Source organism: Vulcaniibacterium tengchongense (assembly GCF_003814555.1).
GTDB lineage: Bacteria > Pseudomonadota > Gammaproteobacteria > Xanthomonadales > Xanthomonadaceae > Vulcaniibacterium > Vulcaniibacterium tengchongense.
Map to the genome: position 1 here is coordinate 736,922 of NZ_RKQN01000002.1, position 14,358 is coordinate 751,279.

Here is a 14,358-nt window from a genome sequence, read left to right on the forward strand (position 1 = left end):
AAAGGCATGGGCGCAACCACCAGCAGCACCGGCAGGATCCTCGTCGTCGACGACCAAGCGGCGAACCTGCGCGTGGTGGGCACGCTGCTGTCGCGCCAGGGCTTCGAGGTGGTCACCGCCAGCGGCGGCGAGGAAGCGCTGCGCCTGCTCGACGACCAGGCCGCGCCGGACCTGGTGCTGCTCGACATGATGATGCCGGGCATGGACGGCTTCGACGTGCTCGCCGCGATGCGCGGCCGCGGCATCACCCAGGTGCCGGTGGTCTTCGTCACCGCCGCCCACGACCGCGACCTGCTGCTGCGCGCGTTCGACGCCGGCGTGGTCGACTACGTGACCAAGCCGTTCCTGCCGGAGGAACTGCTCGCCCGGGTCAACGCCCACATCGGCCTCAAGCTGACCCGCGACCGCCTGGAGCGGGTCGCGCGCGAGCGCGAGGAACTGGTCAACCTGGTCGCGCACGATCTCAAGAACCCGATCAGCAGCGTGCTGTTCGCCAGCCAGCTGCTGCGCGACGGCCTGTGCAAGCCCGAGCGGGTGCCGCGCTACCTGCGCATGATCCACGACAGCGCCACCGACGCGCTCGACTACATCCGCCATTACCTGGAAAGCCAGGCCGCCGGGCGCCGCGCGAAGACCGCCGACGGCGAGCGCGCCGACCTCGGCGAGACCCTGCAGTGGCTGGCCCAGCGCTACGAGGTGCAGCTGGAGGCGCACGGCATCCAGCTGCAGGTGCTGCCGCCGGCGATCCCGGCGGCGGTGGCGATCAGCCCGCGCGTGCTGCGCCAGGTGGCCGAGAACCTGGTCACCAACGCGATGAAGTACGCACCGGACACCGAACTGCTGCTGGCCGCGCGCGCCGGCGCGCCGGGCTACTGGCGCCTGATCGTCGCCGACCGCGGGCCCGGCATTCCGCCCGAGCGCGAACGCGAACTGTTCAAGCCGTTCGTGCGCCTGCACGAGGCCAGCGACGGCCGCTCCAACGGCCTGGGCCTGGCGCTGGCCAGGCGCATCGTCGCCAACGCCGGCGGCCAGCTCTGGTACGAGCCGCGCCGGCACGGCGGCGCGCGCTTCATCGTCGAACTGCCCGAGGCGCCGGCGGCGGAAGAGCCGGCCGGCTGAGCGCCGCTACTGCGGACCGGCGTGGGTTTCGCTGCGGCCGCCACCGCGGCGCGTGCCGGTGCGCGCGCGCGCGCCGCCGTTGCTGCGTTCGGCGCGGCGCGCGTCGATCCGGCGCGCGCTGCCCTCGAGCGCCTCGGCGTCGTCGCCCTGTGCGGCGAGCCGCTGGCGGCGCCGGTGCGCGGCGTACCAGAGCAGGCCGGCGCCGGCCACGGCCGCGGCCACCAGCACCGGGTTGCGGCGTACGAACATGCCGGCCGCGCGCGCGCCGGTCTTGACCGCGCCGATCGTGGCGCCGGTCTCGATCCAGCGCCCGGTGTGGCGGCCGACCGCCGGCATCGCCTGGCGGATGTTCTCCCCGACCGCACCGGCCAGTTCCATCGCGCGTTCGGGCAACGAGGTGAGCTTGCTCATGGTCGAACCCCTTCGTTGGCGGCGTCCAGTGTCGCCGCGGTCTCGTTGAAACAGCGTGAGCGCGGCTGGCGGTCTCCGGCTCGGCGCTGAACGCCGCGGGTGCCCGCGGGCGCGGCGCAGCGCGATCGCGCCGCGCGCGCCCGGCCCCCGGGTTCCGGGCCTAGGTGCCGCGCGGCTTGGCGCGGTGGGTCGCGGCGGCGGTCCAGGGGTCGTCGGGCCAGGGATGCTTCGGGTAGCGGCCCTTCATTTCCTTCTTCACCTCCGGGTAGGTGCGGTCCCAGAACCCCTTCAGGTCCTGGGTGATCTGCAGCGGCTTGCCGCCCGGCGAGAGCAGGTGCAGGGTCAGCGGCACGCGGCCGTCGGCGATGCGCGGGGTGTCGGCCAGGCCGAACAGCTCCTGCAGCTTGACCGCCAGCACCGGCGCGCGCGGCGCGTCGGCCGCGTCGTCGTAGCCGTATTCGATGCGCCGCTCCAATCCCGACGGCACCACGATCCGGGTCGGCGCCAGCGCGTCGATCCGCTGCCGCGCCGTCCAGTCGACGCGCGACCTCAGCGCCTCGCCGAGCTCCTGCTCGCCGAGCGCGTCGAGCCGGGTCTTGCCGCTCAGCGCCGGCTTCAGCCAGTCCTCCAGCGTCGCCCGCAGCGCGGCGTCGGACAGGTCGGGCAGGGCCTGCACACCGGTCGCGTACTCCGGCAACCAGGCGCGCAGACAGCGCACGCGCGCGCGCCACTGCCGCAGCGATTCGGTCCACGGCAGCGCGTCCAGGCCGAGCTGCCGCACCGCGTCGACCAGCGCATCGGCGTAGCGCGCCGGGTCGGGCCTGGCCAGCGGCCGGCTGTCGATGACGATGCGGTCGTAGCGGGTCTCGCGCACCGCGGCGATGGCGCGCGCGGCGGCGTCCCAGACCACCCGGTCCTCGACCACGAAGCGCTGCGGGAATTCGCGCCGCAGCCGCACCTCGTCCAGCGGCGCGGCGCGCAGCACGCGCGCGTCGCGGGCCTCGTCGCGCAGCTCGGCGACCACGATCCACGGCTCGCCGTACAGCGCGCTGTCGTCGAACAGCTTCGCGCTGCGGCCGTTGGCGAGCTGGTAGCGGTAGGGATCGCCCGGATGCTGGCGGCCGATGCGGTCGGGGAAGGCGTGCAGCAGCACGTCGCCGATCAGATGCGCCGGCGCGTCCGCGGGCGGCGCGAGGTCCAGGCGCAGGCGGCGGCGCCATTGCTTGGCCGCCTGGTCGAGCGCGGCCAGCGCCGAACGCGACGCGTCCGCCGGCGCGCGCCCGGCGCGGAACGCGGCCAGCGCCTGCCAGCGCTCGGCCAGCGCGTCGCTGCGGCTGCGCAGCGGGTCGCGCGCCTCGATCAGCGCGGCCAGGTCGCAGGCCAGCGCGCGTTCGTGCGGCTCCTCCGCCGCCAGCAGCATCGCCGCCAGCCGCGGATGGGTGCCGAGCGCGAGCATGCGCCGGCCGAGCGCGGTGATCGCGCCGCCTTCGAGCGCGCCGAGGCGCTGCAGCAGCTCGCGCGCGGCGGCCAGCGCGCCGGGCGGCGGCGGGTCGAGGAAGCGCAGCTGCGCCTCGCCCCAGGCCGCCAGTTCCAGCGCCAGGCCGGCCAGTTCGACCTGGGCGATCTCCGGCCGCCGCTGCGGTTCCAGCCGCTGCGATTCCGGCCACAGCCGGTAGGCCCAGCCTTCGGCGACGCGCCCGGCGCGGCCGGCGCGCTGGTCGGCCGAGGCCTGGGCGATGGCGACCACGTCCAGCCGCGAGAAGCCGCTGTTGGGGTCGTAGCGCGGCTCGCGGGCGAGGCCGGAATCGATCACCACGCGCACCCCGGGCAGGGTGACGCTGGACTCGGCGACGTTGGTCGCCAGCACCACGCGGCGGCGGCCGTCGGGATCGGGCTGCAGCACCCGCGCCTGCTGCTCCACCGGCAGCTCGCCGTGCAGGCTCAGCACCTCGGCGGCGCCCGCCGCGGCGCCCGCGGCCAACGCCGCCTCGCAGCGCGCGATCTCGCGTTGCCCGGGCAGGAACACCAGCACGTCGCCCGGGTGCGCGGCCAGCGCCTGCTCGACCGCGCGCCGCACCTGCTGCTCCAGCGCCTCCTCGCGCCGCGCCGGGAAATGCGCCACCGTCACCGGAAAGCCGCGCCCGGCGCTGCCCAGCCGCGGCGCGTCGAGGAACTGCGCCAGCCGCTCGCCGTCGAGCGTGGCCGACATCACCACGACGCGCAGGTCGGGCCGCACCTGCGCCTGTACGTCCAGCGCCAGCGCCAGGCCGAGGTCGGCCGACAGGTGGCGCTCGTGGAACTCGTCGAACAGCAGCGCGCCGACGCCTTCCAGCATCGGGTCGTCCTGCAGCATCCGGGTGAGGATGCCCTCGGTGACCACCTCGATGCGGGTGCGCGCGGAGGTCTTGTTCTCGAAGCGGATGCGGTAGCCCACGGTCTCGCCCACCGCCTCGCCGCGCTGCCGCGCCATGAAGCCGGCGGCCGCGCGCGCGGCGACGCGGCGCGGCTCCAGCATCACGATGCGGCCGCCGCCGAGCCAGGCCTCGTCGAGCAGCGCCGGCGGCACCTGCGTGGTCTTGCCGGCGCCGGGCGGCGCCTCCAGCACCAGCCGCGGATGCGCGGCGAGCGAAGCGCGGATGCGCGGCAGCAGTTCGTCGATCGGAAAGGTCGGGCGATTCACCCGCGCAAGGATACGGGACGCGCGGGGCGCCGCTCGGCCGTTGCTAAACTGCGCGCATGGATTTGATCGACATCGGCGTCAACCTCACCCACGACTCGTTCGACCGCGACCGCGACGCGGTGCTGCAGCGCGCGCGCGCGGCCGGCGTGGCGCAGATGGTGGTGACCGGCGCCAGCCGCGAGCACTCGCCCAAGGCGCTGGAGCTGGCGCGCGCGCATCCGGGCGTGCTGTTCGCCACCGCCGGCGTGCACCCGCACCACGCCGTGGAATACACCGCCGAGTGCGACGCCGAGATGCGCGCGCTGCACCGCCATCCCGAGGTGGTCGCGGTGGGCGAATGCGGCCTGGACTACTTCCGCGACTTCTCGCCGCGCCCGGCGCAGCGCAAGGCGTTCGAGCGCCAGCTGGAGATCGCCGCCGAAACCGGCAAGCCGCTGTTCCTGCACCAGCGCGACGCGCACGCCGACTTCATGGCGATCCTGCGCGGCTTCGACGGCCGCCTCGGCCCGGCGGTGGTGCACTGCTTCACCGGCACGCGCGAGGAGCTGTTCGACTACCTCGACCGGGACTGGCACGTCGGCATCACCGGCTGGCTGTGCGACGAGCGCCGCGGCCGCCACCTGCGCGAGCTGGCCAAGAGCATCCCGGCGGAGCGCCTGATGGTCGAGACCGACGCACCCTACCTGCTGCCGCGCACCCTCGACCCGATGCCGAAGGATCGCCGCAACGAGCCGGCGTTCCTGCCGCACATCGTCGCCGAGCTGGCGCGCGACCGCGGCGAGGACGCCGCCGTCACCGCCGCGCGGACCACCGCCACCGCGCGCGCGTTCTTCCGCCTGCCGGCGCCGGCGGGCTGAGCGGGCTCAACCGCGCGCCGCGCGCCCGGCCTGGTACGCCTGCAGGTGGCACCACGCCGCCGCCAGCAGCGGCGCGGGATGCCCGGCGGCGCGGGCGCGCCGCAGCATGTCGCCGACGATCTGCTCGGCCTCGACCGCGCCGCCGGCTTCCAGGTCGCGCAGCATCGAGGCTTTCAGCGAAGAGCCCGGTTGGGTCAGCGTCTCCAATGCCTGCCGCCGCGACGGCTCCGGCACCGGCTCGCCGGCCGCGTCGGCCGCCGCCAGGCATTCGGCGTACAGCGCCTGCATCAGCTCGCGGCCGCCCTCGGCGGCGACGATGGTGCCGACGTCGGCGCGCATCAGGCAGGTGCCGGCCGCAAGCGCGGCCAGGAACGCGAACTTGGTCCACTGCTCGCGGGCGATGCGCGGCGAATGCACGTGGTCGAGCCCGGCCTGCGCGCACGCGGCGGCGAACGCGCGGGTGCGCGCGCTGTCCGGATCGCCGGAGCGCTCGCCGAAGGTGATCGACGCCGGGCGGCCCAGGTGCAGCACCTCGCCGTCCGCGCCCAGCGCCGCGCTGATGAAGCACAGCCCGCCGAGCACGCGCCCGGCGCCGAAACGCGCATCGAGCGCGGCGTAGTGGCGCAGCCCGTTGAGGATCGGCAGCAGCGCCGCGCCGGCGTGCGCCATCGCCGGCGCGACCGCTTCGATCGCGCTGTCGAGGTCGTAGGCCTTGCAGCTCAGCAGCACCAGGTCGAACGGCGGCTGCGCGGGCAGCTGAGCGGCGGCGATCGCCGCGACCGGCAGATCGGCGTCGCCCAGCGGGCTGCGGATGCGCAGGCCGCGCTCGCGCAGCAGCGCCGCGCGCGCCGGCCTGACCAGGAAGGTGACGTCGGCGCCGGACTGCGCCAGGCGCCCGCCGAAGTAGCCGCCGGTGCCGCCGGCGCCGAGGACCAGGATCCGCATCGCCGCCTCAGCTGCGCAGGCCCACGCCGCGCTTGAGCAGCCACAGGCCGAGCGCGGCCAGGGCCGCGGCGAAGCCGAGCATCAGCGCGTAGGCGATCCACAGCGGCACGTCGGACACGCCGAGCAGGCCGTAGCGGAACGCGTTGACCATGTAGAAGATCGGATTGAGATGGGTCGCGGTCTCGGCCCAGTCCGGCAGCAGCTTGACCGAGTAGAACACGCCGCCGAGGTAGGTCAGCGGGGTGAGGATGAACGTCGGCACGATCGCGATGTCGTCGAACTTCTTCGCGTACACCGCGTTGACGAAGCCGGCCAGCGAGAAGATGGTCGCGCCCAGCAGCACCGTGGTCAGGGTGACCAGCGGGTGCGGCAGGCGCACCTTGGTGAACAGCATCGCGATCGCCAGCACGATCGCGCCGACCATCAGCCCGCGCAGCACTGCGCCGGCGACGTAGCCGGTCAGGATCACCCAGTTCGGCATCGGGCTGACCAGCAGCTCCTCGACGTGGCGGCCGAACTTGGCGCCGAAGAAGCTGGAGGAGATGTTGCCGTAGCTGTTCTGGATCACGCTCATCATCACCAGGCCGGGGACGATGAAGTCCATGTACTTGATCCCGTCCATGGTGCCGACGCGCGAGCCGATCAGGCCGCCGAAGATCAGGAAGTACAGGGTCATGGTGATCGCCGGCGGCACCAGGGTCTGGCCCCAGATGCGCAGGATGCGGTTGACCTCGCGGCGGACGACGGTGCCCAGCGCGGTGAGATTGCGATGGGCGACGGTGGGTTCGGAGGGGGCGGCTTGGTTCATTGGATGCTCGTATCGCCTGATCTCGTCGTTCCCGCGAAGGCGGGAATCCAGTGGCTTTCGACTCTGCAGAAGGCGACGAGGCGATCTGCCGGCCCGCGCGCCCTCAGCCGCCCGCTCCCGCGGGAGCGGGCTCAGCGTGGCGCTAGGCCACCTGCTCCGGCACCGGCTGCGCGGTGCCGTCCTGGGCGTTCTCGCCGGTCAGGCGCACGAACAGCTCCTCCAGGCGGTTGGACTTGGTGCGCATCGACCGCACCCGGATGCCGGCCTCGCCGAGCGCGGCGAACACCCGGTTGAGGTCCATCGCCCGCGGCATTTCCAGGTCGAGGGTGTGGTCGTCCGCGGCGACCAGCGTCGCGCCCGGGATCGCCGGCAGCGCCTGCGGCAGCCCGCCGTCGATGTCGAGCAGGAAGCCCTCGACGTCCAGCTTGGCCAGCAGCGCCTTCATCGGCCCCTGCTCGACGATGCGGCCGCGGTCGATGATGGCGAGGTTGCGACACAGGCTCTCGGCTTCCTCGAGGTAGTGCGTGGTCAGGATGATCGTGGTGCCGGCGGCGTTGATGTCCTTGAGCGTCTTCCACATGCCGCGGCGGATCTCGATGTCGACGCCGGCGGTGGGTTCGTCGAGGATCAGCAGCCGGGGCCGGGTCATCATCGCCCGCGCGATCATCAGCCGCCGCTTCATGCCGCCGGACAGCGTGCGCGACATCTTCTCGGCCTTGTCCCACAGCTGCGCGCGCTTGAGCTCCTCCTCGGCGCGCTGCAGCGCCTCGGCGCGCGGAATGCCGTAGAAGCCGGCGTAGTTGACCAGGATGTCGATCGGCTTCTCGAACATGTTGAAGTTCAGCTCCTGCGGCACCAGGCCGATCAGGCGCATCGCCTCGTCGCGCCGGCGCTGCAGGTCGACGCCGAAGATCGAGACCGAACCGGAACTGAGGTTGACCAGCGAGCTGACGATGCCGATCAGCGTGGACTTGCCGGCGCCGTTGGGCCCGAGCAGGGCGAAGAAGTCGCCCGGCGCGACTTCGAGGGTCACGCCCTTGAGCGCCTCGACCCCGGTCTTGTGGGCGCCGCCGTCGTAGGTCTTGCGCAGATCGCGCACCGACAGGGCGGGAACGGCGGCGGGCGCCGCGACGGTCTGGTTCATGGGAAGTGAAGCCTGCGCCGCGAGCCGCGCGGCGATCGGCGCTAGTATAGGCGCCCCCGTGGCGACGCTCCGGCCACGCACTGTTGCAGGTTCCGTCCGCTCCGTGGCCATCCAGCACTTTCCGCTCAAGCTCGTCTCGCGCCGCATGCTGGCCCCCTCGGTCGGGCACTACACCTTCGTCCGCGACGACGGCGAGCCGCTCGACTTCGTGCCGGGCCAGTTCATCCAGGTGCATTTCCGGTACGCCGACGGCACGCCGACCAAGCGCAGCTATTCGCTGGCCACGGTCCACGACCACGCGCTCGGCCCCGGCGAGGCGGTCGAGATCGCGGTCAGCTACGTGCCGGGCGGCGCCGCGACCGCGCTGTTCGAGGGCCTGGAACCCGGCGACCGGGTCGACGCCAGCGGCCCGTTCGGCCGCTTCTGCCTGATGCCGAACGACCGCAACCCGCGCTATCTGCTGATCGCCACCGGCACCGGGGTGACGCCGTACCGGTCGATGCTGCCGCAGCTGGAAGCGCTGATCCGCGAGCGCGACCTGCGCGTGGTGCTGCTGTTCGGCGCGCGCACGCCCGCCGAGCTGCTCTACGGCGAGGAGTTCTACGCCTTCGCCGCGCGCCATCCGCGCAACTTCCGCTTCGTGCCGTGCTTCTCGCGCGAGCTGCCGGCCGAACCGCACCCCGACGTGCGCCACGGCTACGTGCAGCAGTTCCTCGACGAGTTCGCGCCGAACCCGCAGGAGGACGTGGCCTACCTGTGCGGCAACCCGAACATGGTCGACGCCTGCTTCGAGGCGCTGAAGGGCCACGGCCTGCCGGTGGCGCAGATCCGGCGCGAGAAGTACGTCAGCAGCAAGTAGGCGCGCGGACCGCGCGCCCGGGTCGAGTCGCGGGCGACGGTTCCTCCGGCACCGTCGCCGCGAGGCGGTGGCGCGTTCGCCGCGGCAACGGGTTCAGCGCGGCGTTTCCCCGGCGACGAGGCCGCCTGCCAACAGTGTCCAGCTGCCTGTGCTCGGCTTCGCCGGCCGGGCCATGCCGGGCACGCTCTCGACGATCCCGTTCCCCGGCAAGACCGCATCTCGCAGCGAGGGCCGCTCGGGAGGCCGGCAGGATTCCGCGCGGCAGCCCGCGGCCGGTCGCGCATCGCGGGCGCGGCGCCGGCACGCACCGCGCGGACGGTGCCTTGCGCGCCCGGACGCGGTCACATCCGCCGCCGTCCGCCGTCTATGATGCCGACGACGGGACCCACGGGGGAGACGGACCATGCCCGATTTCCGATGGCGGCTCGCCGCGGTCGCCACGGCCCTGCTGCTGGCCGGCTGCGGCGGCGGTGCGAGGAACGCGGACGACACCGCCGGCGTACGCCGCTACGGCGCGCTCGCGTTCGCGCCGTGCACGCTCAGCGGCGGCGCCGGCGCCAGCATCGCCGCGCAATGCACCACCCTGTCCGTGCCGGAGAACCCGGCCGCGCCGCAGGGCCGCGCGATCGCCCTGCGCATCGCCTGGCTGCCCGCCACCGACGCGGCCGGCGCCGCGCCGGACCCGGTGTTCTTCCTCACCGGCGGCCCCGGCCAGGCGGCGACCGAGTCCTGGCCCGCGGTCGACCCTGCCTTCGCCGAGGTGCGCAAGCGCCGGCACGTGATCCTGGTCGACCAGCGCGGCACCGGCGGCTCGCACCCGCTGATCTGTCGCGACGCGCAAGGCCGCAGCGCGGTGGCGGACGAAGGCGCGGCCGGCAGCGACGAGATCGCCGGCTTCGCCCGCCGCTGCGCCGGCGCGCTCGACGCCGACCCGCGGCACTACACCACCACCGACGCCGTCGCCGACCTCGAGCGGGTGCGCGCCGCGCTCGGCGCCGAAACCGTCGACCTGGTCGGCGCGTCCTACGGCACCCGCGTGGCGCAGCAGTACGCGATGCGCCATCCGCGCCGGGTGCGGGCGATGGTGCTCGACGGCCTGGTGCCGAACGAGCTGGCGCTCGGCGCCGAGCACGCGCGCAATCTCGACGCCTCGCTGGCGCTGCAGTTCGCCAAGTGCCGCGAGCTGCCCGCCTGCGGCGACCGCTTCGGCGACACCCGCGCGCGCCTGCGCGCGCTGATGCGGCGCCTGCGCGAGGCGCCGGTCGAGGTGGCCTACCGCGATCCGGGCACCGGCGAGGAGCGCCGCGGCACGCTCGGCGCGGACACGGTCGCCGGCCTGACCCGGCTGTTCGCCTACGCGCCCGAGGCCGCCTCGCTGCTGCCGCTGGTGCTGAGCGAGGCCGACCAGGGACGCTACGCGGCGCTGATGGCGCTGAGCCGGCTGGTGCAGGACCAGCTCGGCGAGCAGATCGCGCACGGCATGCAGCTGTCGGTGCTATGCGCCGAGGACGCGGACCTGCTGACGCCCGATCCGGCCGAAGCCGACACCGTGCTCGGCACCGCCCTGGTCGACCTGCTCCGCGCGCAATGCGCCGTGTGGCCGCGCGGCCGCCGTCCCGCCGACTTCCACCGGCCGCTGCGCTCGGACGCGCCGGCGCTGCTGCTGTCGGGCGAATTCGACCCGGTCACGCCGCCGCGCTACGGCGAGCAGGTGCTCGCGGGCCTGCCGAACGGCCGCCATCTCGTGCTGCGCGGCCGCGGCCACGGCAGCTTCGCGGTCGGCTGCGTGCCCAAGCTGCTCGGCCGCTTCCTCGAGACCGCCGACGCCAAGGCGCTCGACGCGAGCTGCCTCGACAGCGTCGGCTACGTGCCGCCGTTCACCGGCTTCAACGGTTGGGAGCCCTGAGTGATCACCGCCCACGACCTGCACAAGAGCTTCAGGACCAAGGCCGGCGCGGTGAAGGCCGTCGACGGCGTGCGCTTCGAGGCGCGCGACGGCGAGATCACCGGCCTGCTCGGCCCCAACGGCGCCGGCAAGACCACCACGCTGCGCATGCTCTACACGCTGATGAAGCCGGACGCCGGCGAGGTGCGCGTCGACGGCCTCGACGCCGCGCGCGAGCCGGATGCCGTGCGGCGCGCGCTCGGCGTGCTGCCGGACGCGCGCGGGGTGTACAAGCGCCTGACCGCGCGCGAGAACATCGCCTACTTCGGCGAGCTGCACGGGCTGCCGCGCGCGCGCATCGCCGAGCGCACCGCCGCGCTGGCCGCGGCGCTGCAGATGGAGGACATCCTCGACCGCCAGGCCGAGGGCTTCTCCCAGGGCCAGCGCACCAAGACCGCGATCGCGCGCGCGCTGGTGCACGACCCGAAGAACGTGATCCTCGACGAACCGACCAACGGCCTGGACGTGATGACCACCCGCAGCATGCGCGCGTTCCTGCAGCACCTGCGCGCGGAGGGCCGCTGCGTGATCTTCTCCAGCCACATCATGCAGGAGGTCGCCGCGCTGTGCGACCGCATCGTGGTGATCGCGCGCGGCCGCGTCGTCGCCAGCGGCACACCCGACGAGCTGCGCGCGCAGACCGGGCAGTCCAACCTCGAGGACGCCTTCGTCCACGCGATCGGCTCGGAGGAGGGCCTGCACGCATGACCACGCCGAACGTGTTCTCCGCGGTGTGGACGGTGATGCGAAAGGAGCTGCGCGACATCGGGCGCGACCGGCGCACGCTCGCGCTCGCCCTGCTGCTGGGCCCGCTGCTGTATCCGGTGCTGATGATCGGCATCGGCGCGCTCGCCGAGGGCCGCGCCAGGACCCAGCTCGACAAGACCCTGGAACTGCCGGTGGCCGGGCGCGAGCACGCGCCGAACCTGGTCGCGTTCCTCGCCACCCAGGGCATCCGCGCGGTGGACGCGCCGGCGGACCTGGACGCCGCGGTCGCGCGCCAGGACGCCGACGTCGGCCTGCGCATCGATCCGGGCTACGCCGAGGCCTGGCGCGCCGGCCGGCCGGCGCTGGTCGAGGTGGTCCACGACAGCACCCGCCGCAACGCCGAGATCCCGGTGCTGCGCGTGCGCAGGGCGCTGGAGGGCTACCGCGACCAGGTCGGCGCGCTGCGCCTGCTGGTGCGCGGGCTCGACCCGGGCCTGACCCGCGCGCTCGCGGTCGGCAGCCGCGACGTGGCCAGCGCCGACGCCAAGCGCGGCCTGCTGCTGTCGGGCATCCTGCCCTACCTGCTGATCCTGATGGCGTTCCTCGGCGGCGCGTACCTGATCATCGACGCCACCGCGGGCGAACGCGAGCGCCAGTCCCTGGAACCGCTGCTGGCCACGCCGGCGCCGCGCGGCGCCATCGTCAGCGGCAAGATCGCCGCCGCGTGCGCGCTCGGCCTGCTGTCGCTGCTGCTCACCCTGCTGGCGTTCAAGCTCGGCGCGCAGCTCGCCACCGGCGTGGCGCGCCTGCTCGATGTGCGCTGGAGCGCGATGGGCAAGATGCTGCTGGTCCTGCTGCCGATGCTGTTCGTCGGCACCACCCTGCTCACCTTCCTCGCCGCCGCGGCCAAGAGCGTCAAGGAAGCGCAGAGCCACATGACCTGGCTGATGCTGCTGCCGATGCTGCCGACCATCGCGCTGGCGGCGAATCCGATCAAGACCGCGCCGTGGCAGTACGCGGTGCCGTTCCTCGCGCAGAACCAGATGCTGCTGAAGGTGATCCGCGGCGAGGCGATCGAGCCGGCGACCTGGGCGATCTATCTCGGCGCGTCCTGCGGCCTGGCGGCACTGCTGTGGTGCGCGGCGGTATGGCGCTACCGGCAGGAGCGGCTGGCGATCTCGGGCTAGCGGCGCGCCCGGCGCGGCGCACCGCCACCGCCCTTGGCGCCTTTTCCTGCCCCCAACGAACAGCCCTCTCCCGCCACGCGGGAGACGGCGAGGGCACTCCGGCAGCGCGTCCCCACCCGGCCTGCGGGGCACCTTCTTCCGCGGGCGGAAAAGGGAAACAGCGAAGAGAGGCCGAACGGCGAACTCGCCGCGGCCAGGCCCCGCTCCGCCCTGACGAATAGCCCCTCTCCCGCATGCGGGAGAGGGGTTGGGGTGAGGGGGCGGCGGCAGTGCCGCGTCGCGATGTGCCGCTTCGGATACGGCGTCGCCGCCCTCCATGGCGCAACGGTGCGGGCTTCGGATCGCCCGGCCCCGCCTTCGCGCGCAGTGCCGCGTCGCGATGTGCCGCTTCGGATAGGGCGCCGCTGCCCTCCCTGGCGCAACGGTGCGGGCTTCGGATGGCCCGGTCCGGCTTCCATGGCCGGGCGTTCGCTCCCGCGCGGGCCAATGGCCCGCAAGCGCGGGAGCTCACCCCTCCGGGTTGAAGCCGATGGTGCGGCGGGTGGTGACCGGGGCGCTGACCGGCTGGAAGCGCCACTTGCGCACCGCGTTGACCGCTTCGCGGTCGAACACGCGCGCCGGGTTGGAGCGGACCACGCGCGCGGCGGTCACCGAGCCGTCGGTGCCGACGGTGAATTCGACCTGCACCTCGCCCGAGGTGCCGGCGCGCAGCGCCTCGGGCGGATAGCGCGGCGCCGGGGTCGAGACCGGGCGCAGCGCCTCGGCGCCGCCGGCCGCGGGCGCGGCGGCGGTGCGGGCGGCGGCGGCGCGTTGCTCGGCCGCACGCTGTTCGGCGGCGCGCTGCTCGGCCGCGCGTTGTTCGGCGGCGCGCTGTTCCGCCGCGCGCTGCTCGGCGGCCTGGCGCTCCGCGGTCTGCTGCTGTTGCTGCTGTTGCTGGGCGAGCTGGCGCGCCGCTTCCTCCTGCTGCCGGCGCTGGTCCTCCTGGCGCTTCTTCTCGAGTTCGGCCTGGCGCTTGGCCTCTTCCTCGGCGCTCAGCTTCTGCTGCTCGGCGCGCTGGGCCACCAGCCCCTGCTGCTGGACGATGCTGTTCTTCAGCCGCGCTAGCGCGGGGTGTTGCGGGTCGGCCTTCTCCAGCAGCGCGGACAGGCGCTGCGCCTCGGCGAAGTCCTCGCGGTTGACGCTCTGCTCGATCGCGATCACCACCATCGGCAACAGGTCGGTCAGCGCGCTCGACACCGCGGCGTCGCCGGGGGCCTTGTCGCGCAGGGCCAGGTAGTACTCGACCGCGTTGTCCTCGGCCGGGGCGTACAGGCGGTTCTCGCCGTAGGCCTTGCGCGCGGCCTCGCGCAGCTGGTCCGCGCTGAGCGCGGCGACCTTGCTCGAGACGGCGTTCGCCGCGGTCACGGCCGGCGCCGCGGCGGCGGGCTTCGCGGTCGCCGCGTCGTCCTGGGCGGGCTGTTCCTTCTGGCACGCGGCCAGCGCGAAGGCCAGGGCCAGTGCGGCCGGTGGCAGGACGGACAAACGGCGCGCGCGCCGCTGCAGCGGTTGGACTTCGGTCATTGGCGGACATCTCCCCTGTGGCGCCCCGGGCGCACGACACTACATCGCGTGACGCGGCGCCTTTGTCAAGCGTACGTTCATGTTGGAGCCTAACACCTCCGCGCCGGCGGCGTCCCGGCAGCGGTCGCGGTCCGC

At 74.0% G+C, this 14,358-nt stretch carries 12 protein-coding genes; 6 read left to right on the top strand and 6 right to left on the bottom strand.

All coding sequences use genetic code 11. The features are described from left to right. The first annotated feature begins 6 nt into the window (after positions 1 to 6). Positions 7 to 1,119, top strand: a complete 1,113-nt coding sequence (locus EDC50_RS09675) for a hybrid sensor histidine kinase/response regulator (RefSeq protein WP_123770253.1) — start codon at positions 7 to 9, stop codon at positions 1,117 to 1,119. A 6-nt stretch (positions 1,120 to 1,125) separates the two neighbouring features. Here the strand turns inward: EDC50_RS09675 and EDC50_RS09680 are convergent, their stop codons facing one another. Beyond that, on the bottom strand, positions 1,126 to 1,530 hold the full coding sequence (locus EDC50_RS09680; protein ID WP_123770254.1) for a hypothetical protein: 405 nt from the start codon (positions 1,528 to 1,530) through the stop codon (positions 1,126 to 1,128). Positions 1,531 to 1,690: 160 nt separating this feature from the next. Continuing rightward, the gene (gene hrpB / locus EDC50_RS09685) at positions 1,691 to 4,210 is read right to left on the bottom strand and encodes an ATP-dependent helicase HrpB (RefSeq protein ID WP_123770255.1); all 2,520 of its coding nucleotides are present in this window, start codon (positions 4,208 to 4,210) and stop codon (positions 1,691 to 1,693) included. Positions 4,211 to 4,266: 56 nt separating this feature from the next. Here hrpB and EDC50_RS09690 point away from each other — a divergent pair, with 56 nt between their 5' ends. Next, positions 4,267 to 5,067 (top strand): TatD family hydrolase, encoded by an 801-nt coding sequence (locus tag EDC50_RS09690; protein ID WP_123770256.1) that lies wholly within the window; start codon positions 4,267 to 4,269, stop codon positions 5,065 to 5,067. 6 nt (positions 5,068 to 5,073) lie between these two features. On the opposite strand, the gene panE is transcribed toward EDC50_RS09690, so the two are convergent. From panE to EDC50_RS09705, 3 genes are all read right to left on the bottom strand, one after another. Further along, positions 5,074 to 6,012, bottom strand: coding sequence for a 2-dehydropantoate 2-reductase (gene panE / locus EDC50_RS09695; RefSeq protein ID WP_123770257.1), 939 nt, complete (start codon positions 6,010 to 6,012; stop codon positions 5,074 to 5,076). Positions 6,013 to 6,019: 7 nt separating this feature from the next. Beyond that, on the bottom strand, positions 6,020 to 6,820 hold the full coding sequence (locus EDC50_RS09700) for an ABC transporter permease (RefSeq protein WP_123770258.1): 801 nt from the start codon (positions 6,818 to 6,820) through the stop codon (positions 6,020 to 6,022). A gap of 142 nt (positions 6,821 to 6,962) precedes the next feature. Then, complete coding sequence (locus EDC50_RS09705; RefSeq protein ID WP_123770259.1) at positions 6,963 to 7,964, bottom strand: ABC transporter ATP-binding protein; 1,002 nt, start codon at positions 7,962 to 7,964, stop codon at positions 6,963 to 6,965. Between the two features lie 103 nt (positions 7,965 to 8,067). Here EDC50_RS09705 and EDC50_RS09710 point away from each other — a divergent pair, with 103 nt between their 5' ends. The 4 genes from EDC50_RS09710 (at position 8,068) to EDC50_RS09725 (ending at position 12,663) form a co-directional block, all read left to right on the top strand. Continuing rightward, positions 8,068 to 8,823 (top strand): ferredoxin--NADP reductase, encoded by a 756-nt coding sequence (locus tag EDC50_RS09710; protein ID WP_277872348.1) that lies wholly within the window; start codon positions 8,068 to 8,070, stop codon positions 8,821 to 8,823. Positions 8,824 to 9,226: 403 nt separating this feature from the next. Then, the gene (locus tag EDC50_RS09715) at positions 9,227 to 10,729 is read left to right on the top strand and encodes an alpha/beta hydrolase (RefSeq protein WP_123770261.1); all 1,503 of its coding nucleotides are present in this window, start codon (positions 9,227 to 9,229) and stop codon (positions 10,727 to 10,729) included. Beyond that, positions 10,730 to 11,476, top strand: a complete 747-nt coding sequence (locus EDC50_RS09720; RefSeq protein ID WP_123770262.1) for an ABC transporter ATP-binding protein — start codon at positions 10,730 to 10,732, stop codon at positions 11,474 to 11,476. Continuing rightward, the gene (locus EDC50_RS09725; RefSeq protein WP_123770263.1) at positions 11,473 to 12,663 is read left to right on the top strand and encodes an ABC transporter permease; all 1,191 of its coding nucleotides are present in this window, start codon (positions 11,473 to 11,475) and stop codon (positions 12,661 to 12,663) included. The genes EDC50_RS09720 and EDC50_RS09725 overlap by 4 nt, the downstream gene beginning before the upstream one ends. Before the next feature lie 507 nt (positions 12,664 to 13,170). Here EDC50_RS09725 and EDC50_RS09730 read toward each other — a convergent pair. Beyond that, positions 13,171 to 14,223 carry an energy transducer TonB gene (locus EDC50_RS09730; protein WP_123770264.1) on the bottom strand — a complete coding sequence of 351 codons (1,053 nt, stop codon included), beginning with the start codon at positions 14,221 to 14,223 and terminating at the stop codon, positions 13,171 to 13,173. Between the last annotated feature and the right edge of the window lie 135 nt (positions 14,224 to 14,358).